Origin of the sequence: Nocardia arseniciresistens, from assembly GCF_046764875.1 — a bacterium.
Classification (GTDB): Bacteria; Actinomycetota; Actinomycetes; order Mycobacteriales; family Mycobacteriaceae; genus Nocardia; species Nocardia arseniciresistens.
Map to the genome: position 1 here is coordinate 12,625 of NZ_JBKORD010000027.1, position 26,722 is coordinate 39,346.

Sequence of the window (26,722 nt, forward strand, 5' to 3'; positions counted from 1 at the left end):
GCGGTGATCTACCGAGACCGGATCAGGAGGCGGGCGCCGGTGCGGGCTGGTTCATGGCCTGGATGCCGGTGATCGCGTCGATGATGTTGACGATGGCGGAGGTGCCGCCGTCGAGGGCCGAGCTGCCGGAGTCGAGCATGGCGGAACCGGAGGACGAGCCGGCCGAACCCGAGGACGAGCCAGATGAGCCCGAGGACGACCCAGTCGAATCAGAGGTTGCGACGGGTTCCAAGGCCAGGCCCGCGGAGTCAGCGGCGGAGGCCACCGCGACCGGGCCGAAGAACAGGGCGGCGGCGGAGACGGCGCCGGCGGCGGCGAGAATCTTGCGAGAGAACATGTACGGAGCTTCCTTCGATCGATGGATAACGACGCGATAACGGCCGCGTAGAAGCAACGTTATGAAAAAGAGATCTGTAAATCCACTTTTTTAACTGTGATTTGAATCACAGTTAATAATGGGCTAACGCAATATTGTGCCGAGGTAACAGGATTTGATCTTCACTCGGACGCGGATTCGATGATCAAATTCGGTCGATATATCCGACAGCGCCGCGTATCGGCGTGTGGCGGAGTCAATCTCGCATTTGATCTTCACCCCCGGAACGGATTCCATGATCAAATTCGGTTGATATATCCGACGATGCCACGTCGGCGTGTGGCGGAGCCGATCGCGCATTTGATCTTCACCCCCGGAACGGATTCCATGATCAAATTCGGTTGATATATCCGACGATGCCACGTCGGCATGCGGCGGAGCCGATCTCGCAGCCGACCTTGGATCACGGCACGGCACGGCGCGACCGAGCCGACAACGCACTCGGGGGCCGCTGACATGACGGTGATCCGGCGTTACCAGGCGAGGTGGCGCGCTGCTCGACGATCCTTCTCACCTGCAGGTTCACAACATGTCGCTGCATTCACCACAGAACCTTGAACCGCGACAGCTCCGTAGCGCCGATGAGCGAGCAAGCCGGTCAGCTGCTTCCTTTCCTGCCGCATCGATCCGGCGGCCGCGGCAAAGCCCTGCGGTCGCAGAGGTCGCGCTGGCGCGCATCGGGATGTGCGGCGACCATTTTATTGGTCGTCATAGCCGCAGATCTCGGCTCGCTGCATGGGCGTTTCACGATCACACCCGTTCGCGAGCCCTTGCAGTCACCGTTACGCCGAGGCCGTAAGAAGGTCTCCAGAATTTGTGGTCAACTGATCCAGTTGCCCGCGACCGCAGTACTCGGGCGTTGTGAGGATGTCGGCATGGATGCGGTCGACAAATGTCGGCGACCGGCCAGCCGCCATCGATGCGGGTTTCAGTCGACCATGGCAGCGGTCACAGCCCGATTCAGTTCATTTATCAACGGTCGGAAATCGCCTCTGTGTTCGAGTGTTTTCGACTCGAAATCAGGCTCAGGTCTTGGCCACCACCGATGCACGCTGGGCTGGTCGCTGCCAGTGGCCCGAATCGTGCGCAGCGGTCTTGCTGGTGGTTATGTCCTCGATTTCGTGGCTCGCGGAGACCGAGCGGTCACCGGGCGGGTTCGGCGCGCCGGAGCGGCGGGGTTGCCAGGTACTGTCCGAAGAACTCGACAGCCGAAGCTGATGCCTTGTCGAACTCGTCGTGGTAGGGCGCGTAGTGATCACCGGGCACGAGCACCAGTTGCTTGGGTTGCCGCGCGCTCTCGAATGCGTCGAGGGCGATCGCCGTGGGTGTCAGCGTGTCGTTCTCGGCGACGATCATGAGCAGCGGTGTCGGGCTGATGCGCTCGACATAGGAGGTCACGTCATAGTCGAGCGCCCAGCCGAGCGAGCGCAGTGTGATCTCGTTGCTCCAGTCTGGTATCGAGCTGAGCCTGCAGCGCGGTCAGCCCGTCAGCTGGCAGCAGGGCGGCGAAGTTCCTGAACCCGCTGACCATCGGAACCTGGGACACGACGCAGCGCACACGCCGGTCGGCTGCGGCGATCTGGAGAACATGCGCGCCCGCGAAGCTGGTACCCCATAGTCCGATGCGGCTGGCATCCACGGCGCTCATCGTCTCGGCGAACGGCCCGCCAGGAAGGCGCCGCGATGAGTTTCGATACCGGGGTAGGCTTCGCGCTCGGCGAGCGAGCCGAAACCGCCGACTCGGCCTCCCGTTCAACAGGAAACCTGACCAAACGCGAGCGCCAGATCGCCGATCTCGTTGCCCGAGGTCTGACCAACAAGGCGATCGCCACCCGGCTGGTGATTTCACATCGCACCGCCGAGGGACACGTGGAACATATTCTGACCAAACTGGGCTTCACCTCACGTGCGCAGATCGCCGCATGGGCAGCCGAGCACCACAGCCCGCAACCGGGCACCTCGGCATAGTCGGACCTCGGAATGCGTTCTGTGGCGGACGGAGGATTGTCGGTGGTGGCAGTGGCGGCCACGGTGTACAGCCTCATCGAGGGGCCCCGGAACGCTTGGCGCACTTCAGCAATCGCGGTCGGCCTGGGTGGTCGCATTCGCCGTGTTCGTTGCGTGGGGGCTACGCCACCCGAATCCGATGCTGGAGCCGAACTCGAGCGTGCGCCCGCTGCGCAACGAATGACTATCGAGCACTCTCCACGACCTCGGCTTCCGCCGGCATGGCGTGAGGACTGCTGATCGACGGTCGTGGCTGGCCCCGATCGTCGTCCTGACTCGATGAACCCCGCGGTGTGACCGCGGCGGTTCTCTTCGGGTAGTGGCGGCGCAGGTTGGCGGCGAGGATGCGGTCGAGCGTGCGGTCGGACAGGATCCGGGTCAGGCGGGTGACCAGGGCGGCATCCCGGCCGATGGGGTAGCGGGTACGCGGCCTGCGGGTCGTCACAATCTTCGCGATGGCCATGGCGGCGGCGTCGGCAGTCAAGCCCGATGCGGTGCCGGAGGCCATGAACTTGTTGTTCGCCTGGACCAGGCTGCCATAGCGCTCGTCCTGCTCGGGCGTCATCTCGACGGCCAAGGCGTTCGCTGTCTCGATTCCGCGGGCGGCCATCTCGGTGCGGACACCGCCCGGCTCGACCACGACCACCTGTACGCCCAGCGGCGCGATCTCCCGGCGGAGCGAGTCGCTGACCGCCTCCAGGGCGAACTTCGCGCCCGCGTACGCACCATATGTGGCCATCGCGACCTTGCCGCCGACCGAGCTGATGTTGATCACCCGCCCCTTACTTCGCAGCAGCGCGGGTAGGAGCGCCTGAGTGACGGCGATGTGGCCGAACAGGTTGACTTCGAACACCCGCCGCCACTGCGCCATCGGCAAGGCTTCGACCGGGGCGTTCACCTGGATACCCGCGTTGTTGACGAGCGCGTGCAGTGCGCGCGGATCGTTGGCCACCCGCGCGGCGAGTGCCGCCACCTGCTCGGAGTTGGTGATGTCGAGGATGACCGGCTCGATATCGGTCGATCGGATGGCGTCGGCGTCACGGTCGCGTCGCACCCCCGCCAGCACATGGAATCCCCGGCGAGCCAGTTCGCGGGCGACTGACGCGCCCATGCCGGTGGATGCTCCGGTTACCACGATCAGCTTCTGAGTTTCAGATGACATTGTCATCTTAGCGACGGTACCAGTTAAGATGACACTGTCAACTGTACGACTAGATCAGGTGACGCTGTCAACTGTATGGTGGACGCCATGGTCAGCCGTGTGGATTCCGCCGCCGCCACCCGCCGCGCCCTGCTCGACGCGGCCGCCACACTCCTCGACCTCGGCGGCCCCGAAGCGGTCACCCTGCGCGAAGTGGGCGCGCGGGCAGGTATGACGCGGGGAGCGCCGTACCGGCACTTCGCGGACAAGGACAGCCTGCTGACCGCCGTCGCGACCGAGAGCTGGGAACGGATCGCCGACCAGGTGCACACCCTGCGGACCGACCCCACCTTGTCGCCCCCCGAGAAGCTGCGCGGCGCTCTCCACGCCCTCATCGGCGTCGGCCGAGACCAACCACACCTGTATCGAATGATGTGTAGCCCACCGGCCGGCGACCCGGCCGCCGCCGAACGCGCGGCCGACCGCTCCCAGGAAGAATGCCGAGGCATCGTCGCCACCCTCGTGGGCGAGCAGAACTCCCGCCACTACGGCGCCCTGCTACTCGCCGGTGCCCACGGCATCGCGGGCATGGAGCTCAGCGGCTACCTAGCCGCGGACAAGTGGCACACCACCGCCGACGAGGTCATCGACACTCTCGTCCACATGGTCACCAACGCTGGCGCAATGACATAGCAACGCCCACACCCCGTTCATGCAGATCTTTACCTCGATGACCGAGAACCGCTACGCATCATGATGATTCATCACCGCAGGCCCCCGGTCGCACCCGAACCCGCGCCGACGAGTTGAACCTTCCCAATCAGGAAGGTGGGCATCAAACCCGAGATGGTTCACCTCGACGTCGATGAGCGGTGTCGACGAGTCGGCGAAATGCGGTGTCGGAAAGGTGTATTGCATCGCGACGAGGAGTGCAGGCCGATCATTTCCCGGCGCGGTCAACTGATCGATCACTCTCGGGTGAGGGCGTGATCGCGATCCTGCCTACTCGATGCCGTAGTCCTTGATCCTGCGGTAGATGGTCGCCCGCGACATCCCCAGTGCCGCAGCGGCTTCGGTTTTGTTGCCGCCGTTCTCCTGTAGGCAGCGCACGATCGCGTCGCGTTCCAGTGCCTCGATCCGGCTCAGCCTGCGGCGGCTCAGCGATCGGCATTGTGGCGGCAGGCTATCGATGTGGATCACGCCGGATCGCTGCCGGGAAACGGTTTCGGCTAGTACCCGGCGCAGTTGGGCGACGTTGCCTGGCCACGATAGTTTGCTGAGCTGGCGCATGGCGTCCGAGGCGAGCCGGACGTCGGCACCCTTGGTCAGCTCGCGTAGCAGGAATGGAACCAGATCCTCGAGGTCTTCGATGCGGTGCCTGAGTGCGGGCACGCCGACGGTGTGGGTGAACAACAGCAGCAGCGAATCGAGGGACCTACTATTCTTGGCCGAATGCGTTGTTGCCGCGATCCATCCGTGATCGGCGCAGGTCTGGAGGATGGCCTCCATCGGCTCGAACACCTCGGTCGGCAGGCAGTCCAAATCTGTGATGACGACGTAGAAATCGCTTTGGCCGGTTTCGGTACTCAGCGCGGCCAGCAGGCTATCGGTGTCGGCGAAGTCGGCCATCCTCAGTACCCGCACGATCTTGCCGGGGTTGACGTGCGCGACGACAGATCTCGCGAGTTTGGCTCGGCCGGACCCTTTTTCGCCATCGATGATCACCCATTCACCATCCTGGCAGCAGCGCTCGACCCGCTGGCAGCTGCGCCGCCACGAGCTGCTCCTACCGGCGACGCCGGGCAACCCGAACGTGCTGGGTACGACTGGGTGGTGCACGGCGCGGTCGACGGCCAGCTGGACGTGCAGGACCATGTTGCTGCTGCCATGTATCGCAATGCGTTCGACTGCTGTCACTTTGGCGGTCTGACCGCTCGGCAGCGGGGCCAAGAGGGTGTCGACGACCCCAGGGCCGCCCAGGTCGGTCGAATATTGCAGCAACGCCACCTGGTCGTGCGGGTCGAGAGCCCGGCGCAGGTACTGGTTCATCAGCACCACGTCGCCACCGATCGCGAGCACGCCGGCCGGATACCGGCGGCATTGGTGTAGATACGCCTGCAGTAGCGCGGTCTCGGTTTCGCTGGCGAGCGCGCGGAGCCGGTCCTGGATCTGGCTGCTCGCACTGTTGGCGAGGGCGAGCAGCAGCGGATCGGATCTGGTGGCAAAGCAGGTGAGATCGATTACGCCGATCATCGAGCGCGTCAGCGGGTGGCGAATGGGCGAACCGGCACACGCGAGCCGGCCGAGGGTGCCGAGGTAGTGTTCGCCGCCACGAATGAATGTCGGGGTGGCTGTTTCGAGGGTGGTGCCGATTCCGTTCGTGCCGACGAAGTCCTCGGCATAGCTGTAGCCAGGAGCGAGCTGCACACCGTCGAGCGTGCGCATGATTGCGGCATCGGCGGCGCAGCGCTCGAGCAAGAGCCCGTCCGATGAGGTCAGGATAACGCTGACATTCTGGGCTTCCAGGTCGCTCGCCAGTCGCCGTAGCACGGGTTCCGCGGCGTTCACCAGCGGGGAATCGAGATCCGGCTCCCGCACAAAGGGCAGCTCCACGCGGTCGGGATGGATCTGCAGCGCCTGTGATCGGTGCCACGACTCGCGCACCGTGTCCCGCACGGGTAGGTAATCGAGCGAACCCACAGTGAGGAATTGTTCGCGCGCCTTCTCCGGGCTCACCGCAGCGACGGTTCGAGGATTCGGCATCTGCTCACGACCTCGGTGCTTGTTGCTGCCCACGGCGGCGGTCGTCTCAATGGATGACGCGTCTCAGATTGACACCGTCAGTGTATCGCGTCTGGTGTGTCATAGCGGTAAGAGATGCGCTTTGTACAGCACCCCAGGAGGAAGACGTTTGAGCATCCAGAGTGTCAACGAGGTCCATAACAAGATCGCCGACCTATCGTCGGAGCCGACATTCGCAGAGATCCGATCCCGCGACGAGCTGCCGGATGAGTTCTTCGGATTGTTCCTCGACCCGAGTCGTACCTACAGTTGCGCGTACTGGACCCACCGGGATGACACCCTGGAACAAGCCCAGTCGGCGAAGATCGACCTCGCGCTGGCCAAGTGCGATCTCCAGCCGGGGTTGACCTTGTTGGATGTCGGTTGTGGTTGGGGTTCGACCATGCTGCGCGCCATGGACACCTATGGGGTGAACGTGATCGGCTTGACTCGCAGCCGCAACCAGTATCGGTACGTGCGGAACCTGCTCGTCGACCGGTTGATCCGTGGTCGCCCCTATGGTGGGGTTCGGCTGCGGGGCTGGGAGGAATTCGAACGCCGCGCAGATCGGCGCGCGGATCGGATCGTGTGTATCGGCGGGTTGGAACACCTCTACCCCGATCGGTACGGCGACTTCTTCGACTTCGCCTATCGGATCATGCCTGCTGACGGAGTGCTGGTGTTGCAGACCACCGTGGCTTACGACCGCGACGATTTGCGTGTGGAAGAGACGCCGCTCACGAACACCGATAACGCGTTCCAGCAATTCCTGCGCGAGGCCGACTTCCTCGGTGGCGGACTCCCGCTAGCGACCAGCCGCAACCCCAAAGGGATCACCGAGCATGCGGAGGATGCCGGATTCACCATCACAGACATTCAGGAACTGGGGCCGCACGCCAGCACCACACTGGAGTGCTGGGCCACCACCCTGCACGAGCACCGCGAACGGGCGATCGAACTCGTCGGGCACGACACCTACCGCGCTTTCATCAGCTATCTGAGCGGGTGCGCCGACTACTTCCGTCGCGGCGACGTCGGTGTCATGCAGTTCACTTGCGCCAAATCCGATGCGGTGCACCGATCCGAGCTCTGCTGAGCCTGCCCGTGACATCCGGGTTTCCGGTGCCCGCCGAGCCGATAAGACGACGTTGGTGCGGGTGGGCCGTTACCAATCACCGGTCGGGCATTCGCATCGGACAACCGTCGCGGTAGTCGAGATCAAGAGCTGGTGCTCCGATCTGCGTGTCCATCCCTTGCAGCAGCCACCACATAAAGTCCACAATCGCAGCCACTCGTGCAGAGTCTTCCGGCATAGGGGTTCCGGGTCACGCGACGCTCCGCAGCCTCCACAAGATCGCATTGATCGCCTACCTTTGATTACGTCACCGCCGACCCCTGCTAGCAGCCGGCAGTCCTGGGGTCGAGACCACGCCCGATCCCTTGCGGATCCGTCGACAAGGCTGCCCGCTGACGCCGCGTTGAGGCCATCCGCAGCGTTCTGACCGCAGACGACGGAGGCGACGACACCGCTCGCGGATTACTCTGTGGCTGAACCCTTACGGCTGATGTCTGACTCGCTCTGGCAGGGCGGGTCGCAAGGTGGGAAGTGATGGCTGTGAACGACAGAGCCGTCTTCATCGAAGACGCCACGACGAGCATCGTTGCCGCGCATGAGCGCGCGGACTACTGGTCCGAGTTGATCAACTCTTACCATCGGCGTCTGGGCTATACCTTCCCGCGTGGAAATGACTTCGAGGGACGCACAACCTTGCGACGCACCGACGACTATCAGCTGATCGGCTGGGAGTCCGACCCGGTGACTTACCACCGTAGCGCCGGAAATGTGCGCGGCGACTCCGATGACGACTTTCGACTGTTGTTGCCCACCGCTGGGCAGGTGGATCTCTGGCAGGACGGTCGGCATGCGCGCCTGCCATCGGGTGTCGCTTGCCTGGTAACCCTCGACCAACCGTTCGCATTCTCGCTGGGTGATGGCAGCAAGGGACTGCTGATGACCATTCCCCGACGAGAGGTCGACCACCGCCTCGGCCGCACGCCGGAGCTACCTGCCACTCCCGCCGACCTCACGTCAGGGCTCGGTAGGGTGGTTGCCGACCTCGCCGCCGGGCTGTTCGCCGAGGGCGGCAACCTGACCCGATATCAGTTCGACACCGTCTCTTCCCGCCTGGTGGAACTGCTGTGCATGCACATCCTGGGTGACCAGCCGGCCGGACCCGGCCATCTCGCCGATTTGGAAGCGGCGGTCCGACACTATGTCCGCACCCACGCCGCAGACCCCGACCTCACAGGTGCGACGATCGCACGCGACCTCGGTTGGTCCCTCCGACAAATCCAGCTCACGCTCCAGCACGCCCGCACCACACCTCGCGAGCTGATCAAGGACGAACGCCTGCAGCTCGCCTACTCGCGTCTGCGCAACCCCGCCTATCGCCACTCGAGCATCGCAGACCTTGCCATGGGACTGGGCTTCAGCTCGGCCAGCGCCTTCAGTAGCGCCTTCCGTCACCGCTTCGACGCCACCCCTCGCGATATCCGCCACAGTTGACCAAGTAGTCCCCGCCCGAACCGTTGCGGTAGGGCATCGGTGTGCGGATACATCGGGAATGTCGGCTCGTCGGGTGACGGCACCGGTCGTTCAGATGCGATGGCCGCATGGACGCCACCATCACCGGACAACGGCTGAAGGGCTCGTGGTGGGAGGTGTTCGCCGCGGACAACGCCGGTGCGTCCGCTCGAATCCGTAAGGCCCGCAGGATATTCGCAGTCGCCACGTGGTGCGGTGACTGGAGATCGTGGCCGGAGGTTGTTCGGTCGACGAGGTCGGGCGGCTACGCCACGTCGACTGGTATGAGGGAGGTATCCGCTGCGGGTGCGGAGTCGGAAAGACGGGGTGACGCGTTACTCGGGGCGGCGCTGTTGCCCTGCGCGATGTCCAGGGCGGATCCGATGTGTCTGTGCGGTGTTGTGTGTGCGCTGGATACAAAGTTTCGTTCGCGGGGAATATAGCCCGCCCCACAGTTCGGCTCCTAGCGTTGCTTGTATGCGCAGCTCGAGTGAGTGCACCAAGGAGAGGTCACGCAATGCCCATCGCAGCGATGCGAGCGTCGACCTGATTGCGGAGTGTGTCCCACCACGGCAGGGCGCAATCGGGAAATGCTGGGGATGAACTGATGAATTGCTGCTCCCTGGTCTTTCCATGATTGATGGACAGGCAGATTTCTATCCGGTCTACAACGAGGCTCGAGTCAGAATGGATAATCAAATCTCTCCGCATCCGGACGAATTGGACGTGCACCTTGTAGTGCAACTCGGTATGGTCCGGTTCGATTACACGGCTTGCGCTACCGCGGCTTTGTTATTCATAAAAGAATTCCGAGCACACAGTTATCCGAAGCATCTCGCCGTGATCCATGATGACACTCGCCGGTACCCACGCATGCCCAACGAACGCCTATATCTGGAGCCCTGATCCACACCGATGGGCCGAATAACTCGCACCGGCCCGATTGCCGCATGGCTCGCCTTGGCCTGCCAGCGTTACGGTGGCCTGCTGCGGTGGGTCGTGTGGACGCGGCGATGGTGGGCGGCCCACTGATCCTTGTCTGCCCACGCTGCTGGAGTGGTCCGCCGTTTCCGGTCGGGACACTGCGAACAGCGAGTCACGTGGGTTCTACTGACAGTTCCGTTCGTCGGATCCGTCGCCACAGTCGTCGTCGCCGTCGCACAGCCATTGTTTCTGAACGCATCTGTCGTTGTCGCATTTGAATTCGTTCGGCTCGCACAGGAATTTGCCGCTGTGGCATTCACTGCGGGCTCCGCCTGGGCTGAATTCGAAGGACACCAGCGTCTCTGTGTCGACGGGTGCGGCGAGCGCTCGTATCCTGTCCAGGATCGCATACCGGATCGCCGAATCGGCGTAGGTCCCAACGATAAGAAGGGCGAGGCGCCGTGATCATCGACCTCGCGCCCGTGCGTGCCGGGACCGGAACGGTCGGGTTGCTGCACATGGTCGAGGGTCGTTCCCGAGCCGCCTTCAAGATCTGGTTCGCCAGTCCACCGGGATGATGTACATCATGGCGCGCCGTAGAACCTACGTGGTGCAGTCGGCGGATTCATCTCAGGCGGCGGGCGACGGCACAAAGGATCGGGTGTGTGGTTATCGGCAGAACCGGAGCACGCCGGGCCCTGCGGGCGCGCTTGGATAGTTCAGTGCGTCATGGTGCGGAATTCGGTGTGCAGCGAGTCTTGTAGCCGTTCGAAGGTGTCGTCTACGGATTCGGGAAGGCCGAAGCCTCCGGCGGATTCGAGGGTGACCATGCCGTGGCAGATGGTGCGGACCATGCGCACGGCGTGGACGAGGTCGGTGTCGGAGAGGTGGTAGCCGCGCAGGGCCGCGGTGAGGACGTGGTAGGCGCGGGTAGCGGTCTGGGCGTAGGTGTCGTCGTCGGCGGCGGGTGCGATGATGCCTGCGGCGTAGCGGCCGGGGTGGGCGCGCGCGTAGTCGCGATAGGCGGTGCAGATCGCGCGCAACGCGTCGCGGCCGGAGAGGCCTGTGGTGGCGTCGGCGAGGACGGTGGTCAGTTCGCCGACCGCCAGGACCGCCAGGTCGCGTTTCACAGCCTCGAGATTGTCGATGTGCTTGTAGAGACCCGGTAGGGAGACGCCGCAACGCTGTGCTACCGCGGCCAGGGTGAGTCGTTGCAGGCCCGCTTCGTCGGCTACGAGCGCGGCTTCGGTGATTATTCGTTCGGGTGTGAGACCGGCGCGTGGCATGTCGTTACCGGGGCTTCCGGCCCAGGACGACGCCGGCACCGGTGATGACGACCAGTAGTAGGGGTCCGGACACGTAGGCCAGCGTAGCCAGGCCCTGGATCAGGAACAAATACCCGATTCCCGAGGCCGCGATCGCCACTGCCATGGCGATGGCGGTGTAGTTCAGCCAGCGGGGCAGCAGCCCGGTCAGCACCGCCGCGATAGCGAGCCCGGCCAGCAGGAACATCTTCGCTCCGTCGAAGCGGCTCACCAGTTCGAAGAGCAGATGCGCGGAATCGGGGGAACCGGCGCGGGCCAGGGCCACCCCGAGCAGGAACTGGGTGAACGAAATCAGTGCCGCCGCGACGCCGGTCACTGTGGCGAGCCGGCTGGCGAGTGGCGAGTGGGTCGTGCGGGCCAGTGTCAGTGCCACGACCGCCAGGCCGATGGCGGGCAGCCCTTCGGTCAGCAGGAACTGCGCTATGAAAGCGCCTGTGTGGCCCGACAATTCGCGGATGATCTCGCTGCCGGAATCGGCGAATGCGGGAGCGGGTGCGCCGATGGTCAGCCCGGCGATCCAGGAGGCGGAGTAGGCGATGCCGACGGTGGCCGGGAGGGAGGTGAGGACGTGGTGGCGGGGAGGGGCGACGGCAGTGGACATGTGAGCAACTTTCTCATGAAGTTAATTAGATTAACCACAGGTTAGGGCAATTAACTTCAGAAGGCAAGGCCCGCCCATGGCGCGGGCGCGGACCAGGCACAACACCGAAAAAACTAGGGGCCGACTGCGACATCTCGGTGCCCCAGCATTTCGTCGTCATCGCCCATGGCAACCTCTATGTGCCGTGCGGGTGACCGACGCTTGCGTGCTCGCCCGACACCGATCGGGTTGTCGCACTTGAAAACAGGTGATCGGGTGGGGACGGACCGGCGCGGTGACTCGGGGGGTGGGTGATCTCGACCGTGGGGTGCCTAGTCGTGCAGGCGCCCCCAGTAGATGCTCGTCAGATAGGTCAATCTTGCCGATTCTAAGGAACTCGATTCATGTGTAGCACCCGGAACGCCTTTGTAGGTCCCATCATTGCCATTTTCGCGGCACTCAGTATCTCGGCGGCTGTGCCGACTTCGGCTCAGGCAAAGCCGGTAGCGCCGTCCGAACAATCCAATGAGCAGAAGTGCGAGGACTACAGGAAGATGAGCAATGCCGCGTCGGACCGAGCTTCCGACGAATATGCCGCGGGCAACATCGAAGAGTCCAAGAAGTGGTCGGGGATTGCGGATACCTGGTACGCGCACGCGGTGAACCTTGGCTGCCGCTGGGCAACTTGGCGCGTGAGCGGCCCGGGCGACAGCCCCTACAGCCCCCCAGCCGTGAGCGCGCGGCCTTGAAGGACTGAACCGCGCATGCTGCTGAGAGTGTCCGCATATCGCTGTATGTCGACAACGGCGAAGCTGGCGTACGCCTCCGCCTCGTCATCGATAGCTGCAAGGACGACCGCCAGTAGCGCACCGTTCCGGCCATCGGTTGCCATGGCGGCTCACGGTACCGCCCGCGAAGGTCGAGCACCGTGAAAGTTGTTGAGCTGCATCAACTCCCCGTCGACGCTTGCACATCCTATTGCTGGGCAACAACTGGATCTCTCAGCGCCCTCCCCGGAGGGTCGTAGCGACACAGCGTACGCACGGGCCAGGCTCTACATACGAACCTGAGCTCGGTGTCGATTCCATCGAGATCGCAGACGCGGTCGGTCGTCGCCGAAAAAACCTGGCGTCCTCCCTGGGATGAATACGCCGCGCCGGAGAGCCAGCAAATGTCGCACCACACGTGTTGCAATTTGCTATTGTCTCCTGCTTGCCATGACTGGATATGGATCCTCCACCACCGCAACAGGATTCGAATGATCCATAGTTCAGCAGCATGTTTCGCTGGTCACGAGACCCGGGAACGAGACTGTTGTTCGTGGGACAAGCCCCCCGGGGCGGAATGGAGCCACAATGAACACCAACAAGAACACCAGTAGGCGGATTGCCGCAGCACTCGGGGCCATCTCGGTCGCCTTTGCCGGCAGCGTCGTGATCCTGGGCGCAGGCACCGCCGCCGCCCAGGACTGTGCCCCTAGTACCGATAGCTACAACACCGACCCAAACGCCCCCGACGGCACCACCGTTCCCGACGACCCCGCAACCCCCGCCGACGAAAGCCACCAAGTCGAGAATAGTTGCTAGGCGGAACTGAGACGGGAATCGTTGCCGTCAGTCGGAGCCGGGCGTGAAGCTCGGTTTGCGGGGCCGGTGAAGGCGTGAGCTCGAGCCGGCCCCGACGGTTGCCCGGACTAGGCGATCACGCGCCGGGCGGTGAGCCGGTCGAGGGTTTCGCGATTCTGGATGCTGGCTTTGCCGGTCTCGACATGGCGGTACACCTTGGAGTTCGAGGGTATCGGGCACCTCGGTCCGATGGCATCGCGCGAACCCCAGAAAACAGCACCAGTCGCTCGATCAACTGGATCCGTGGCCCGATCGTCAGATGAACAATGTTGCCCGCCAACACAAGATGCGCCGAACCAGGAGCAAACCGAGTCACCCACCTGTTGTGTATGCCCAGCCACAGCGGGTCTGGTGTGAACCGTACAACTTGGCCGGTTCGCTCAGCGCGATATGCGGCATCAACGGATCCCCAATTGCCTGTTCACGATGCATTGGTGAAGGCTCCATCGACCAATACCGGCACAGCCTTACTGGTTTCGATTTCGGTCGCGATGGCGACGTCATCGCCGAATCCGATGGCAGCAAGTTCTCGACCGGAAGCGCAATTGTGGATAAGAGAACGGACGTCATCGATACCGTCGTAGCTGGCCTTAGCGGCCGACGCTTCCGAGGACAGCGGACCGGTGGCGCGTTCGGCGAGCGCGGTAATGATGGCGGCGGCACCGAGCCAGTCTTCGATCGCAGGGCGCATAACATCGCTGCTGGGCCAGTGTTCACCGGCAGCGATCACCGCAACAGGTTTCCGCTCGGTTCCCCAGCCCTGTCCAGCAATCCAGTCAGCGACCGCCGAGGCATTGCGGAGGCACGCGGCGATCACTGGAATTCCAGTGACAGCAGCGGAAATCGCGGATCCATTTGGTGACGGCAGTACCAGCCGCGCGGGAGCGGTCGCACGGCGCAGTGCAGCGGGAGACAACGACCAAGGCTGCTGCTCCGACATAGCCTTACGACCGACAGCCAACTCCGCGTACTGTTCGGCGGCGAATCCCGCAGCGTTTCCATCGCGCCACCGATACGGCAAGACCAGGGTCCCAGCGTCGGCCGCGACCGAAACCGCTGTCGTGAACGACAGGACGTCCACCACCACGACAGCTGTGCTCTGCGGACCGAGCGCCCGTACGCCTGCCAATCCCCAATCGAACCGGATGCCTGATGACAGCTGCCTCGACCAATCCGGAAACTCGGACATCCCTGATCCCTTCAACGCGCCCTGACACAAACCCGACCGGCCGGTCAGTGTGTCAGAGATCAGGCAGGTGCACTGAACGACATTGAGTCGGCTGGGCCGTACGGACCCGGTTTGACGGCCAAGACGATTCGGTTCTACTCCGACAAGGCGATGTTGGTACGTGCGGGGGCCCGAGGTCTATCACATGGCATGCGCCCCCAGCACTGCGTGACGGTAGACCGTGGTCTCGAAATTCAGGTACCCCGCGAACGAAACGGGGTCGACGAACGGCAGAATCTGTGTCGCCCAGTAGCCGGCGATTCCGTTGCGGCGATCGATCCAGAAGTATGAATTGGCCAAGCCTGCCCAGCCCAGCGATCCGGCGGGTCGGCCGGTGGGCGCTTCCTCATCGTTGACCATGAACGTATACGCCCACGACTTGCGTTGTCCGGGAAAGAATTCGGCGTCGTTGGACAGTGTGGCGATTACACCGGGCAGTCTTGTGACCACCTGGCCGTTGAGTCCATTGAGGACCGCCGCGTCCACAGTCGCCTTGCGCAACACTCTCCCACCCGGCGCATCACCATCGTTCAGCCACATCCGCAGGAATTTCAGGTAGTCGCCTACCGTGGAGTACAGGCCGTGACCGCCCATATCGATCTCCGGGGTCTGCGGCAGCACCAGGTCCAAGGGGAGCAACTGATCATCGGCCTGTCGCTGGTGGATGGAGGCCAGGCGGTCGGTCATCGATGCGTTCAGGGTGAAGGACGTGTCGTGCATACCGAGAGGTATGAATACCCGCTCGGTCATTACCTCGCCGAGGCGTTTGCCGCGGATCGCCTCGACCACGCGCCCAGCCCAGTCGATGTTCGACCCGTACTGCCATTTCTCTCCGGGATCGAAGAGAAGCGGCGTGGTCAGCGCTGCCAGGGACGCGGTGATGATGCTGGGCTGGCCATGTTCGACGGCGAGCCGACTATACGTCTCGTCGAAGAATTCGTAGCCGAATCCCGCAGTGTGCAGCATCAGCATTCGTGTGGTGATTTCGCGTTTCGGTGCCCGCAGCAAGGGTGCGCCGTCCGCTCCGAACCCGGTAATGACCTGGATGTCTCCCAGTTCGGGCACGTATTCGCGGGCAGGCGCATCGAGGTCGAGCAGACCCTCTTCGACACATTGCAGCACCGTTGTCCCGGTGATCGCTTTCGTGGTCGAGAACATCGCGAACACCGTGTCGCTGGTCATCGGCTGATTGTCGGCCATCGATCGGACACCGACGGCGCCTTCGAACAAGGTCTCGCGACGGTCGGTCACCATGGCGACAACGCCGGGTACCCGCGCCTCGTCCGCGCCGGTCACATCCTCGAGCGTCTGATTGAGCGCATCGTTGAGTTCGGACATCCCACTCTTCCTGTCGTGCCTGAAAGCCACTGTGGGACGCGACGTTAGATCCGAACCGAGCGGGAACCGGTCTCCCATCGGCACGGCCTGTCTCGATCGAGCACGAATGCTATGACGGGTGTCACTGCGCTGCACGTTTCAGGGTTTCGGATGGATTCTCTCCGAAACGATTGCGGTAGGCGGCCGCGAAGACACCCATGTTGATGTAGCCCCATGCCCCGGCAGCTTCGACGACCGTCGTCGACCTACGGGCGAGCAGGTCTCTGCGTACGCCTTGCAGTCGCTGTTCGCGGAGGTAATCGCGGGGGCTGGTGTCGAGGTACCGCCGGAACGCTCCGGCAAGGGCGCGCACACTGACGCCGGCAGAGAACGCAACCTCGGAGACCGTGGGCAGTTCGTGCGCGTTCTCGTCGATATACCGCACCGCTCGGCGCACATAGCCAGGCGCGTCGAGCGGCTTCGGCTGACCGAGCTCGACATCGGCGCGATCCGCCCAATCCGCTAGGAGCTGCGCTGCGAGCAACTCTTGCAGATTGGCACCGACCCGTCCGTCGGCGACCTGCGCGGGCGCCGCTGCGACGGTGCGGACGACGTATTCCATCAATGCGAGCCAGCTGCTACCCGGCCCGCCGATGACGCATTTGTGCTGCCACAGGCGATCGTCGGGAATATGACCCCACCACCGCATCGCCAGATCGGCCAGCAGCTGATGGGGGATAGTCAGGTTCAGCTGCAGGTGCTCCCGGTCGGCTTCGAATCGATAGTCGACGCGACTGCAGTCCGCCAGGAACGTGCCGCCGCTTGTCAGATCGGCCGACGCCGCACCGATCAGAGAGTGGCGCGTCGCCCCGCGGATCGTCGTGAGCACCAAGACATTTCCCGCCTCCGCGGCGAATTCACCGACGGAAACGGGTACGCCGTAGCAGAATCGAGTGACCGTTATGTCGTTGACCTTCGCCGAGTACATACTCGCCGTCGGCGTCAGGACCTGACCTACCGGACGAACGCTGTACGGCATATAGACCGAATCCGACCACGCTTTTATCTCGTCCCAATCGTGCGACGGCATCGCGCCCCGCACCGCTGGTACTGCCCTCAGCGGGTCGAGGGTTATTGCATCCGGCATCCGGTGCCACACGTGAGTCCTTTCCGCTCTGTACGCCAGCATATCGGCGTATGCGTTATCGCGGCGCAGGTTTTTCGTGCATAAGAAATGGCTACTCACGCCCAGTTCACCATCGCGACCGAGGTTCGGATTCTATTTCCGCGATCCCGAAAGTCGCTGGCAGCGCGGCAGCAACGAAAACACCAATGGTCTTGTCCGTCAGTGCCTTCCCCGCACCGTCGCACCGATCAGGTGGCGAACAACTCAGGTTGAAGACGCATCGAACTGGCTGTTCGCAGTTGGCCGTGGTGGCCTGCTGATTCAAGCGTGTGTGCCGTGGGTGCTCGGGTCGCGAGGGTGGAGTGGTGGCGCGGCTACCGTGGGTGCACCGCGTAGGTCAGGTGCGTCACCCGCGACGATGGCGCCGAACGTACCGGCTCCAGCGCGACCTTGGACGCGTCCACGCCGTCGAACAGGCGGGTGCCGGCGCCGAAAAGCACCGGTGACAGTGCGATCGAGAACTCGTCGACCAGGCCGGCGTTCAGGTGCTCCAGGATCGTCGCGCCGCCGCCGGCGATGCGGACGTCGCGGTCGCCGCCGGCCTCCCGGGCCTGGTCGAGTGCGTGCTCGATGCCGTCGTCGACGAAGTGGAACGTGGTGCCGCCGGGCCGCTCCCACGGGTCACGCTTGGTGTGCGTCACGACGAAGACCGGGGTATGGAAGGGCGCCTCCTCCGGCCATGCCTGCTCGCCGAGGTCGAACATGCGCTTGCCCATGACGCTCGCGCCGGTGCGCTCGAACGTCTCCCGCGCGAAGTCGTTTTCGTGGCCCTCCTCACCGCCCTCGCCGAGCTTCAGGTTCTCCCGGAAGAACCGTAGCGGGAAGGCCCACTGCTGCAGTTCCATCCACTGCGCCATCCAGCGCCGCACGTCCGGGTCGTCTCTGTGCTTCTCAGGCGCGATGAAGCCTTCCATGGCACGAACACCGACGGCGTGGGACTCGGGTGCGATGAACCCGTCCAGCGACATCGACACGCTGAAGAACACCTTCTCGGCCATCAGTGGCCCTCCTTCTTCTTCTGGGTGATCTCGGCGACGTAGGCCGCCAGGTTGCTCAACGTCTGCTCGCCGCCCTCGATCGCGTGGTACTTCTCCACGGCCTGGTCGCGCAGTTCTCTGGTGGGGAAGACCGTGCGCATCACGAGCCGGGTCGCGGTGCCGTTCGGCGCGAAGGTCAACGTCGACTCGAAGGCGTTCGGGTCGTCGCGGGACTCACCGTGCAGCAGCGCGATTCGCTCTGGCGGGACGATCTCGGTCCAGGTGATCCACTCGGAGTAGTCGGTCCCGTCCGGCCCGTGCAGCACGAAGTCCCACTCCCCGCCGACGCGGAACTCGAAGGACCGCGTGGTGGTGGTGAACCCCTCCGGACCCCACCACCGCGATAGGTGCCGGACCTCGGTGAACGCCTCGAACACCAGCTCTCGCGTGGCGTCGATGATCCGGGAGATCACGATCTCTCGGTCGGCCGTCGCCGGCTCCGCGCGCGCTTCTTGCCTTGCCTCTGCCATCGGTCATTCCTCCTGCTGTGTCTTCTCGAGGTTCTGCACGTAGGTGTCCAGCCGGTCGAAACTCTCGTTCCAGAACCGCTCGAATCCGCCGACCCACTCGTGGATCGGCCGAAGCCCGCGGGCGTCCAGGCCGTAGAGGCGCTGCTTGCCCGCTCCGCGGAACCGCACCAGCCCCACCTCCCGGAGCACCCGCAGGTGCTTGGACGCCCCCGGCTGGCTCATCCCCAGCTCCTGGGCCAGGTCGGCCACCGGCCGCTCACCCGCCCGCAGCAGCGCCAGGATCTCCCGGCGCTGCGGCTCGGCGATCGCGTTGAACGTGTCCGACGTCGTCGCTGCTCGTGCCATGGCAGCAATCATATTCCCATATCGGAATACGTCAAGCGGCCACCAGCCGCCTTGCGCTACGACACGATCACGCTCAACTGCGAAGAGTCATCACACTCCGACCAGCTATTCGTGGTGGGCTGAACGTCAGCTCCGTCGACGGGATGGTCGCTGGGTTCAGTGCTGGCAACAGCCCGCGTACGCGAGTCGCTGCGATTCCTTATCGGCTCCTATTCTGATGATTTCATCATTTGCCTCTTGACATGGACGTAATCGTGATTGATGATTTCATCAACAACGGTTGTGGAGGTAGCTGTGACCAGCATCGATAAGGACGTCGAAACCGGGCGGACAGTCCGGGTCGCCGATCGCGAGATCTTCTTCAGCGAGGCCGGATCTGGTGCCGCGGTGCTGTTGCTGCATGGCGGCGGGCCGGGCGCAACCGGGTTGTCGAACTACTCCCGCAATATCGAGGCGCTGGCGCAGCGGTTCCGTGTGATCGTGCCTGATTTGCCGGGATACGGGCGGTCGTCCAAGCGAGTCGATCAGTCCGATCCGTTCGGCGATCTCGGCCGGGTAGTCGGCGGACTGCTGGATGAGCTCGGAATTGCCTCGGCGCACCTGGTCGGCAACTCCTACGGGGGTGCGGCGGGGCTGCGGTTGGCGATGGACCGCCCGGAGAAGGTCGAGCGGATAATTCTGATGGGGCCGGGTGGTGTGGGCACGACGCGGGCGCTGCCCACGGCCGGGTTGCGGCAGCTGCTGAACTATTACCGCGACGGTGGACCCAGCCACGAGAAGATCAGTCGGTTCATTCGCGAGTACTTGGTCTTCGACGGGGCGGCGGTGCCCGACGAGCTGATCGAGTTGCGCTATCAGGCCAGTATCGACCCGGAGGTAGTGGCGAATCCGCCCTTGCGCCGGCCGTCGGGCCTGTTCGCGCTGCGCACGTTGTTGCGGATGGACTTCACCCGAGATGCGAGGCTGCGCAAGGTCGTTCATCCCACGCTGGTGATCTGGGGTGCTGAGGACAAGGTCAACCGGCCGCAGGGCGGTCGCATGCTGGCCGACGCCATGCCGAATTGCGACGTGTATGTGGCCGCGAACACCGGTCACTGGGTGCAGTGGGAGCGTGCGGACTTGTTCAACTCGCTGGCGGCCGCATTCTTGGATGCGAGATCGTGAACGGTTTCGCCCGGCCGGACGGTGACCGTTCAGTTTTCGGCGCGGTGCACCTGGGATACGTTGTCGTGCAATCGAATCAATTGCTCGATTGGCGACGGTTCGGCGCCGAGGCGATCGGCCTGCATGTCGACGAACTGGACCGAGACATGCTCCGGTTCCGGCTGGACGACCACGCGTGCCGTTTCCTCATTCGCCGCGGGCCGGCCGAAGACGCGGTAGCGCTTGGCTGGCAAGTCGATGACCACGAGACCTTCGACCGTATCGTCGCCAGAGTCGCCGATCGCGGTGTGCCGATCATCGAGGGCAGTCCGGAGGAGGCGGACCTGCGAGGTGTGCAGCGGCTATGGCGGTTCGCCGGACCGAAAGGCATTGCGCAGGAGATCTTTACGACCCCTGTGACGACGCCGGAACCGCTGCGTATGCGGAGCTCTGGATGGGTTACCGGTGAGGCTGGACTCGGGCATGTGGCGGTGGTGTCGCGCGAGCCGGAGGCCATGCGCGACTACTACCGGACGGTCTTCGATTCCCGGCTGACCGATTACATCGATGAGAACATCTCGGGACTGAGAATGAAGATCCGCTTCCTTCGGGTCAACGAGCGACACCATTCCATTGCGATCGCCAACATTCGCGGCGTCAAGATCGACCCGCTGCGAACTCGGGTGCAGCACATCAATGTTCAGTCCGCGACCCTGGACGACATGCTCGCGTCGTTCCAGCGAGTCACGAAGCTGGGCTTCCGGATGCGATGGTCGGTCGGGCAGCACAGCAATGACCGCGAGCTGTCCTACTACTGCGTGACCCCGTCGGGTTTCGAACTCGAGGTTGGTTGGAATCCGATCGTGATCGGGCCGGAACTCGAATCTACCTGGGAGCCGACCACTTACCAGGGCATCAGTATCTGGGGGCATACCACCGTGGGGGAGACGGTCCTCGACAAATTCGCTCAGTTCCGGCAGGCGTTCGCTAGCGCGCGCACGCCGGAAATCACTGTCCCTCGGCTCACAGGAGGACTCTCTCGATGAACACCACCGACTACGACGTTGTGGTCGTCGGGCTTGGGCCGACTGGACTGACGTTGGCCAACTTATTGGGACGGCGCGGCGTGACCGTGCTGGTGCTCGAGCGTGAGCCGGAGTTCTACGGCATGGCTCGCGCGGTGTACACCGATGACGAGGGCATGCGGATCTTCCAAACGGCCGGTACGGCAGACGAACTCGCGGCCGATATGAACGTCGACTCCGTCGTGCAGTGGGTGCGCGGCGATGGTCGAGTACTGGTGCAGTTCCACGAGGCCGCGCGGCCATTGGGCTGGCCGGTAGCCAACTTCCTGTACCAGCCGTACTTGGAGAACAGCCTCGAACAGGCGCTCGACCGATATCCGCACGTCACGGTGCGTCGCGGCCGGCAGCTGACGGAGTTCGACCAGGACGCGGAGGGCGTCGGCGTCGAGCACGCGGAATCCCGTGGTACCGGTTACGGCAAAAAGCCTGTGGAACCCGCTCCGCGCACTACCGAGCGCGTGCGGGCGAAGTTCCTGGTCGGCTGTGATGGTGGGCGGAGTGTCGTTCGCACGAAGCTCGGAATCGACATGAGCGGCACCAGCTTTCCGGAACGCTGGCTGGTGGTGGACTTGAGAGCGCGCGAGGGCCTGGATGCTTTCCGGCATCTGCCGTACTTCGACTTCATCTGCGATCCCGAGCTACCGACGGTGTCTTGCCCGCAGCCGGACGGCCACCATCGCTTCGAATTCAGGCTGAACGACTCCCAAACCACGGAGGAGATGGAGGATTCGGACACTGTCGGTCGATATATCGCCCGCTACGTCGATCCCGATGAGGTCGAAGTGCTGCGGAAACTGGTGTACACCTTCAATGCTGTGGTCGCCGACCGGTGGCGGGATGGTCGCGTCCTGATAGCCGGCGATGCGGCGCATATGACCCCGCAGTTCATCGGGCAGGGCATGAACTCCGGGGTGCGCGATGCGGACAATCTGTCGTGGAAGCTCACAGCGATCGTGAAACACGGTGCCGGCCTGGAGATTCTGGATAGCTACGAGGCCGAGCGCCGCCCACATGCGAAGGCGATGATTGACCTGTCGGTGCTGAACAAGAGCCTGGTCTCCGTCGACAGCAAGGCCCTGGCCGGCGTCCGCGACGTCCTACTCGGCGCCGCGCTGCGCGTCCCGGGGCTGGGGAGCTGGATCCGGGGCGCGAAGATGAAGCCGGCACCTCGATTCCGCCGCAACGCCGCGTACCTTGGGCTGCCCCGCCGCAGGCTGCGCGGGGTCGAGGGTACGTTGGCCCCGCAGCCGGACGTGCGCACCTACGACGGACGCCACCGCCGTTTGGATGATGTTCTGGGCCTGGGCTTTTCGATCCTCGGATACGGTATCGACCCGCGCACCGCGCTCGGTGCCGACGAACTGGCCGCACTACGAGCGCTTGGCGTTCGGTTCGTGAGTGTCTACTCGGTCGGCGGACGACCGCAAGGTGTGCCCGGCGATGGTCGCAATACCGGCGACGATTACACCGATGTCGAAGACCACAGCGGCGCTCTGACCCGTTGGTTCGTCCAGGCCGGCATCGATACTGGCGGGCTGGTGTTGCTGCGCCCGGACAGATTCGTTTTCGGCACCGCAGCAGCTGGAGGTGCCGGCTTGCTGGTCGTCGAACTGCTGCGGCAACTCCGTAGCGGTGCTCGGCGTTCGGTTGGGTCCGCGTCATCCGATTCGGGGCGGGCGGCTTTGGCGGGGTCGGAGGTCCATCCGGTGGAAGCTCGATGACCGCCTTTATTGCAGATTCTGAAGCCGTACGGGGAGCGGCCGAACGGCTGGCCCATGCTTCGGCGACCGGGGCCCCTACCGGTGTCGTCCGTGACCTCATCGGCAGGGACGATGTCGACCGGGCCTATGCCGTGCAAAGAATCGTCACCCGAGGTCGGATCGCAGCGGGGGCTCGGATAGTGGGGCGAAAGATCGGACTCACCTCCCCGGCAGTCCAGCGGCAACTCGGCGTCGAACAGCCCGACTTCGGTGTGCTGTTCGACGACATGAACGTCACCGAGACCCCGGTGGCCAGGCGGCCACGGCTGCTGCAACCAAAGGTGGAGGCCGAGCTCGCATTCGTCCTGGGCGCCGATCTCGATTTCGACCAGCTGGACGCGATCACCGTCCGCGGCGCGGTTGCGTACGCGGCCGCCGCGCTGGAGATCGTCGACAGCCGTATCGCCGACTGGGATATCAGTTTCGGCGACACCGTCGCCGACAATGCCTCCAGCGGCTGGTTCGCGCTTGGCCCCAAGCGGCTTTCACTCGATGAGTTCGAGCCGCGCACAGTCGCGATGAACATGGCGATCAACGATGAAATCGTCTCCACCGGAACTGGTTCCGCCTGCCTCGGTGATCCGCTCAATGCCTTGGCATGGCTGGCCCGTACTGCCCGCGCATTCGGCGACCCGCTGCGTGCGGGCGAAATCATCCTGTCCGGTGCCCTCGGACCGATGGCGCCGTTGCGCCCCGGGGTTCCAGTTCGTTCCGAAATATTCATCGGCACAGAGACACTCGATGCCGTCAACTTCGTGTGGGAGGAAAATTGAGCCGCACCAGGGTCGCCATTATCGGCTCCGGCAATATCGGTACCGACCTGATGTTCAAGGTCCTGCGCCACTCGGACACGCTGGAGATGGCGGCCGTGGTCGGCATCGATCCGGCCTCCGACGGACTAGCCCGGGCGGAGCGGTTGGGTGTGCCGACCACCGCCGATGGCGTGCATGGACTCATCGGCATGCCGCAATTCGAGAAGATCGACATTGTCTTCGACGCCACGTCCGCGGGTGCACATGACGCAAATGCCGCCGCGCTCGAACCGTATGGCAAGCGGCTGATCGACCTGACCCCGGCCGCGATCGGGCCTTTCGTCGTGCCGGCGGTGAACCTCGACGCAAACCTGGACGCGCGCAACGTGAACATGGTGACCTGCGGCGGACAGGCCACCATCCCGATCGTGGCAGCTATTTCCCGAGTTGTCGCCGTGCCGTACGCGGAAATCGTGGCTTCGATCGCATCGAAGTCCGCCGGTCCCGGAACCCGCGCGAACGTCGACGACTTCACCGAAACCACGTCGCATGCCATCGAAGCGGTCGGCGGTGCGACGGCCGGTCGCGCGATCATCGTCCTCAACCCCGCCGAGCCGCCGCTGATCATGCGGGACACGGTGCTGGCCCTGATCGGCGACCCGGACCCAGGTATCCATGCGGCCGTGCGCGAATCGATTGTCGCGATGGTCGCGGAAGTGGCGGCCTACGTCCCCGGTTACCGGCTCGAGCAGGACATCCAGATCAGGCCCATTTCCCCGGACGTGCCGACGCACACGCTCGCCGGTGAGGCCGTTGTCACGCACCAGGTTTCGGTGTTCCTGGGGGTGGAAGGCGCGGCACACTACCTACCCGCGTATGCCGGAAACCTCGACATCATGACCTCGGCCGCGGTGCGCGTAGCCGAACGCATCGCAGCAATCACTCCGGAGAATGTGCAATGACAGAAGTCTTCCTGCAAGACGTGACACTGCGCGACGGCATGCACGCCATTCGCCACCGCGTATCGCCGAAGACCGTTGCCGCTGTGGCGGCCGCGCTGGACGCCGCGGGCGTCGACGCCGTGGAGGTCGCGCACGGCGACGGCCTGCACGGCGGCAGCCTCACATACGGTCCAGGTAGTCACACCGATTGGGAGTGGCTCGAAGCCGCCGCCGGCGCCCTCACAAAGGCGCGGCTCACAACGCTGCTGTTACCCGGCATCGGCACCATCGACGATCTGCGTCGCGCCTACGACCTAGGTGTGCGTTCGGTGCGTGTTGCTACTCACTGCACCGAAGCCGATATCGCCGCTCAGCACATCGCTTACGCCCGAGACCTCGGTATGGATGTCGCCGGCTTCCTGATGATGAGCCACATGAACACCCCGACGGGCCTCGCCATCCAGGCTGGGCTGTTGGAATCGTATGGCGCGCAATGTGTTTACATCACCGACTCCGGTGGCAGGCTCACCATGGACGGCGTACGCGACCGCGTGCGCGCTTACCGTGACGTATTGGACGAGAGGACCGAAATCGGTATCCACGCCCACCAGAATCTCTCACTGTCCGTCGCTAATAGCGTCGTTGCCGTAAACGAGGGGGCGACCCGCGTGGACGCCTCACTGGCGGGACTCGGTGCCGGCGCGGGCAATACACCCCTCGAAGCTTTCGTCGCTGTGGCCGACTTATCCGGCTGGGCCCACGGCGCAGCGCTCGATCTGCTGACCGACGCCGCCGACGACTTGATCCGGCCGCTGCTGGAACGTCCGATACAGGTCGACCGCGAAACGCTGACTCTCGGCTACGCCGGGGTGTATTCGAGCTTCCTCCGCCATGCCGAAAACGCCTCCACCACTTACGGAGTTGACGTACGAACCCTTTTGACCGAGGCAGGCCGCAGAGGTCTGGTCGGCGGCCAGGAAGACATGATCGTAGATATCGCCCTGGATGTGACCAAATGACCCCTGCCCGTATCGATGTGCATCAGCACATCGTGCCCAGTGATTACGCCGACTGGCTGCGATCGAAAGGAGTCGAGGCGCCGGGCGGCCGCGCCCTACCCGACTGGAGCCCGGAAAGCGCTCTCGCGCTGATGGATCGGCACTTGATCGCCACCGCGATTCTTTCGCTGTCGACGCCCGGCACGCATTTCGGGGACGATGCTCAGGCGCGCGAATGGGCACGCCGGGTCAACGAGACCGGCGCAGAATTGGTCCGTGATCGTCCCGAGCGGTTCGGCCTGTTCGCCACCGTGCCGCTGCCCGATGTCGACGGGTCGGTGCGGGAGATCGCGTACGCGTTCGACGAGCTGAACGCGGATGGTGTTGTACTGCTGGCCAATTCGCGCGGCACCTACCTCGGCGACCCCAGCTTCGACCCGGTCATGGCCGAGCTCGATCGGCGGGCGGCCGTGGTCTTCGTGCATCCTTCGGATCTGCCCGGTCCAGCAGTGGACGGGATTCCTCCGTTCGCTGCCGACTTTCTGCTCGATACCACTCGCGCCGCTACGAATCTCGTGCTGCGCGGCGTGCCGCGGCGCTACCCGAACATTCGGTTCATCCTGTCCCATGCGGGCGGATTCGTGCCTTATGCATCGCATCGCATCGCGGTCGCGATTACAGCCACCACCGGTCAGAACCCGCTCGATGCTCTGGAAGACCTCAGCGGCTTCTATTTCGATACTGCCCTGTCGGGCAGCCCGGCCGCACTACCGAGCCTGCTGGCCTTCGCCCGCCCCGGGCACGTACTCTTCGGCACCGACTGGCCATTCGCGCCTGACCCAGGCGTCGCCTACTTCACCGGCCAGCTTGATACCTATCCCGGTATCGACGGCGCCGCTCGGGCCGCAATCGACCAAGACAGCGCGCTCAGTCTCTTTCCGCGCCTGTCCCAGGGCGCCGAGTAGTCGCCTCAGGCCATGTCGGCGATCCCCGGCAGGCCGTCTGTAACACCGGCCGACATCCCGGGGACCGGTGGTGTGCTGAAAGATACTGTGCCTTTCGAGAACGAGCCGAACACTCTAATGATGTGACTCCAACCGATTTGAGCTGCAGAAGC

Annotated in this window: 25 protein-coding genes and 1 pseudogene; 13 read left to right on the forward strand and 13 right to left on the reverse strand. The window is 64.1% G+C overall.

Annotation, left to right across the window (positions count from 1 at the left end; all coding sequences use genetic code 11):
* Nucleotides 1-22: 22 nt before the first annotated feature.
* From ACLMAJ_RS35340 to ACLMAJ_RS35350, 3 genes are all read right to left on the reverse strand, one after another.
* Nucleotides 23-337, reverse strand: coding sequence for a hypothetical protein (locus ACLMAJ_RS35340; protein ID WP_412018249.1), 315 nt, complete (start codon nucleotides 335-337; stop codon nucleotides 23-25).
* A gap of 1,182 nt (nucleotides 338-1,519) precedes the next feature.
* Nucleotides 1,520-1,774 carry an alpha/beta hydrolase gene (locus tag ACLMAJ_RS35345; protein ID WP_412018250.1) on the reverse strand — a complete coding sequence of 85 codons (255 nt, stop codon included), beginning with the start codon at nucleotides 1,772-1,774 and terminating at the stop codon, nucleotides 1,520-1,522.
* A 1-nt stretch (nucleotide 1,775) separates the two neighbouring features.
* Nucleotides 1,776-2,015, reverse strand: coding sequence for a hypothetical protein (locus ACLMAJ_RS35350; RefSeq protein WP_412018251.1), 240 nt, complete (start codon nucleotides 2,013-2,015; stop codon nucleotides 1,776-1,778).
* Between the two features lie 44 nt (nucleotides 2,016-2,059).
* Here ACLMAJ_RS35350 and ACLMAJ_RS35355 point away from each other — a divergent pair, with 44 nt between their 5' ends.
* The gene (locus ACLMAJ_RS35355) at nucleotides 2,060-2,344 is read left to right on the forward strand and encodes a response regulator transcription factor (protein ID WP_412018252.1); all 285 of its coding nucleotides are present in this window, start codon (nucleotides 2,060-2,062) and stop codon (nucleotides 2,342-2,344) included.
* A 223-nt stretch (nucleotides 2,345-2,567) separates the two neighbouring features.
* On the opposite strand, the gene ACLMAJ_RS35360 is transcribed toward ACLMAJ_RS35355, so the two are convergent.
* Nucleotides 2,568-3,551: an SDR family oxidoreductase gene (locus ACLMAJ_RS35360; protein WP_412018253.1), complete on the reverse strand. Its 984-nt coding sequence runs from the start codon at nucleotides 3,549-3,551 to the stop codon at nucleotides 2,568-2,570.
* A gap of 81 nt (nucleotides 3,552-3,632) precedes the next feature.
* On the opposite strand from ACLMAJ_RS35360, the gene ACLMAJ_RS35365 reads away from it, so the two are divergent.
* Complete coding sequence (locus ACLMAJ_RS35365; RefSeq protein WP_412018254.1) at nucleotides 3,633-4,217, forward strand: TetR/AcrR family transcriptional regulator; 585 nt, start codon at nucleotides 3,633-3,635, stop codon at nucleotides 4,215-4,217.
* 309 nt (nucleotides 4,218-4,526) lie between these two features.
* Here the strand turns inward: ACLMAJ_RS35365 and ACLMAJ_RS35370 are convergent, their stop codons facing one another.
* Nucleotides 4,527-6,287 (reverse strand): sigma-54-dependent Fis family transcriptional regulator, encoded by a 1,761-nt coding sequence (locus ACLMAJ_RS35370; protein ID WP_412018255.1) that lies wholly within the window; start codon nucleotides 6,285-6,287, stop codon nucleotides 4,527-4,529.
* Nucleotides 6,288-6,435: 148 nt separating this feature from the next.
* Between ACLMAJ_RS35370 and ACLMAJ_RS35375 the strand changes: the two genes are divergently transcribed.
* Complete coding sequence (locus tag ACLMAJ_RS35375) at nucleotides 6,436-7,401, forward strand: class I SAM-dependent methyltransferase (protein ID WP_412018256.1); 966 nt, start codon at nucleotides 6,436-6,438, stop codon at nucleotides 7,399-7,401.
* A gap of 513 nt (nucleotides 7,402-7,914) precedes the next feature.
* Nucleotides 7,915-8,871 (forward strand): AraC family transcriptional regulator, encoded by a 957-nt coding sequence (locus ACLMAJ_RS35380; RefSeq protein ID WP_412018257.1) that lies wholly within the window; start codon nucleotides 7,915-7,917, stop codon nucleotides 8,869-8,871.
* Between the two features lie 1,661 nt (nucleotides 8,872-10,532).
* Here ACLMAJ_RS35380 and ACLMAJ_RS35385 read toward each other — a convergent pair.
* On the reverse strand, nucleotides 10,533-11,099 hold the full coding sequence (locus ACLMAJ_RS35385; protein ID WP_412018258.1) for a TetR/AcrR family transcriptional regulator: 567 nt from the start codon (nucleotides 11,097-11,099) through the stop codon (nucleotides 10,533-10,535).
* A gap of 4 nt (nucleotides 11,100-11,103) precedes the next feature.
* Entirely contained in the window at nucleotides 11,104-11,739 is a 636-nt protein-coding gene (locus ACLMAJ_RS35390; RefSeq protein WP_412018259.1) for a hypothetical protein, read from the reverse strand.
* A 1,334-nt stretch (nucleotides 11,740-13,073) separates the two neighbouring features.
* Here ACLMAJ_RS35390 and ACLMAJ_RS35395 point away from each other — a divergent pair.
* The gene (locus ACLMAJ_RS35395) at nucleotides 13,074-13,304 is read left to right on the forward strand and encodes a hypothetical protein (RefSeq protein WP_412018260.1); all 231 of its coding nucleotides are present in this window, start codon (nucleotides 13,074-13,076) and stop codon (nucleotides 13,302-13,304) included.
* Nucleotides 13,305-13,764: 460 nt separating this feature from the next.
* Here the strand turns inward: ACLMAJ_RS35395 and ACLMAJ_RS35400 are convergent, their stop codons facing one another.
* The 3 genes from ACLMAJ_RS35400 to ACLMAJ_RS35410 all read right to left on the reverse strand — a co-directional run bounded on the left by ACLMAJ_RS35400 (nucleotide 13,765) and on the right by ACLMAJ_RS35410 (nucleotide 16,978).
* Nucleotides 13,765-14,532 (reverse strand): 2-phosphosulfolactate phosphatase, encoded by a 768-nt coding sequence (locus tag ACLMAJ_RS35400; protein ID WP_412018261.1) that lies wholly within the window; start codon nucleotides 14,530-14,532, stop codon nucleotides 13,765-13,767.
* 180 nt (nucleotides 14,533-14,712) lie between these two features.
* Nucleotides 14,713-15,909: a methyl acetate hydrolase AcmB gene (gene acmB / locus ACLMAJ_RS35405; protein WP_412018262.1), complete on the reverse strand. Its 1,197-nt coding sequence runs from the start codon at nucleotides 15,907-15,909 to the stop codon at nucleotides 14,713-14,715.
* Between the two features lie 121 nt (nucleotides 15,910-16,030).
* The gene (locus ACLMAJ_RS35410) at nucleotides 16,031-16,978 is read right to left on the reverse strand and encodes an AraC family transcriptional regulator (protein WP_412018263.1); all 948 of its coding nucleotides are present in this window, start codon (nucleotides 16,976-16,978) and stop codon (nucleotides 16,031-16,033) included.
* A 141-nt stretch (nucleotides 16,979-17,119) separates the two neighbouring features.
* Here ACLMAJ_RS35410 and ACLMAJ_RS35415 point away from each other — a divergent pair.
* Nucleotides 17,120-17,249 (forward strand): annotated as a pseudogene (locus ACLMAJ_RS35415) (IS30 family transposase); the annotation flags it as partial.
* A 139-nt stretch (nucleotides 17,250-17,388) separates the two neighbouring features.
* Here ACLMAJ_RS35415 and ACLMAJ_RS35420 read toward each other — a convergent pair.
* The 3 genes from ACLMAJ_RS35420 to ACLMAJ_RS35430 are packed head-to-tail and all read right to left on the reverse strand — an operon-like array spanning nucleotide 17,389 to nucleotide 18,926.
* Entirely contained in the window at nucleotides 17,389-18,072 is a 684-nt protein-coding gene (locus tag ACLMAJ_RS35420; protein ID WP_412018264.1) for a dihydrofolate reductase family protein, read from the reverse strand.
* Nucleotides 18,072-18,581 (reverse strand): SRPBCC family protein, encoded by a 510-nt coding sequence (locus tag ACLMAJ_RS35425; RefSeq protein ID WP_412018265.1) that lies wholly within the window; start codon nucleotides 18,579-18,581, stop codon nucleotides 18,072-18,074. Before ACLMAJ_RS35425 ends, ACLMAJ_RS35420 begins: the two co-directional genes overlap by 1 nt.
* Before the next feature lie 3 nt (nucleotides 18,582-18,584).
* A complete protein-coding gene (locus ACLMAJ_RS35430; protein WP_412018266.1) occupies nucleotides 18,585-18,926 on the reverse strand; it encodes an ArsR/SmtB family transcription factor in 342 nt (113 codons plus the stop codon).
* 303 nt (nucleotides 18,927-19,229) lie between these two features.
* Between ACLMAJ_RS35430 and ACLMAJ_RS35435 the strand changes: the two genes are divergently transcribed.
* From ACLMAJ_RS35435 to ACLMAJ_RS35465, 7 genes are read left to right on the forward strand one after another with little or no spacing between them, the layout of a single operon-like run.
* Nucleotides 19,230-20,090 (forward strand): alpha/beta fold hydrolase, encoded by an 861-nt coding sequence (locus ACLMAJ_RS35435; protein WP_412018330.1) that lies wholly within the window; start codon nucleotides 19,230-19,232, stop codon nucleotides 20,088-20,090.
* Entirely contained in the window at nucleotides 20,087-21,115 is a 1,029-nt protein-coding gene (locus ACLMAJ_RS35440; RefSeq protein WP_412018267.1) for a VOC family protein, read from the forward strand. Before ACLMAJ_RS35435 ends, ACLMAJ_RS35440 begins: the two co-directional genes overlap by 4 nt.
* Nucleotides 21,112-22,875 carry a bifunctional 3-(3-hydroxy-phenyl)propionate/3-hydroxycinnamic acid hydroxylase MhpA gene (gene mhpA, locus ACLMAJ_RS35445; RefSeq protein ID WP_412018268.1) on the forward strand — a complete coding sequence of 588 codons (1,764 nt, stop codon included), beginning with the start codon at nucleotides 21,112-21,114 and terminating at the stop codon, nucleotides 22,873-22,875. Before ACLMAJ_RS35440 ends, mhpA begins: the two co-directional genes overlap by 4 nt.
* Nucleotides 22,872-23,687, forward strand: coding sequence for a 2-keto-4-pentenoate hydratase (locus tag ACLMAJ_RS35450; RefSeq protein ID WP_412018269.1), 816 nt, complete (start codon nucleotides 22,872-22,874; stop codon nucleotides 23,685-23,687). Before mhpA ends, ACLMAJ_RS35450 begins: the two co-directional genes overlap by 4 nt.
* Nucleotides 23,672-24,628 carry an acetaldehyde dehydrogenase (acetylating) gene (locus ACLMAJ_RS35455; protein WP_412018270.1) on the forward strand — a complete coding sequence of 319 codons (957 nt, stop codon included), beginning with the start codon at nucleotides 23,672-23,674 and terminating at the stop codon, nucleotides 24,626-24,628. Before ACLMAJ_RS35450 ends, ACLMAJ_RS35455 begins: the two co-directional genes overlap by 16 nt.
* Complete coding sequence (gene dmpG / locus ACLMAJ_RS35460) at nucleotides 24,625-25,626, forward strand: 4-hydroxy-2-oxovalerate aldolase (RefSeq protein ID WP_412018271.1); 1,002 nt, start codon at nucleotides 24,625-24,627, stop codon at nucleotides 25,624-25,626. Before ACLMAJ_RS35455 ends, dmpG begins: the two co-directional genes overlap by 4 nt.
* Nucleotides 25,623-26,570 carry an amidohydrolase family protein gene (locus ACLMAJ_RS35465; RefSeq protein ID WP_412018272.1) on the forward strand — a complete coding sequence of 316 codons (948 nt, stop codon included), beginning with the start codon at nucleotides 25,623-25,625 and terminating at the stop codon, nucleotides 26,568-26,570. The genes dmpG and ACLMAJ_RS35465 overlap by 4 nt, the downstream gene beginning before the upstream one ends.
* The last annotated feature ends 152 nt before the right edge of the window (nucleotides 26,571-26,722 follow it).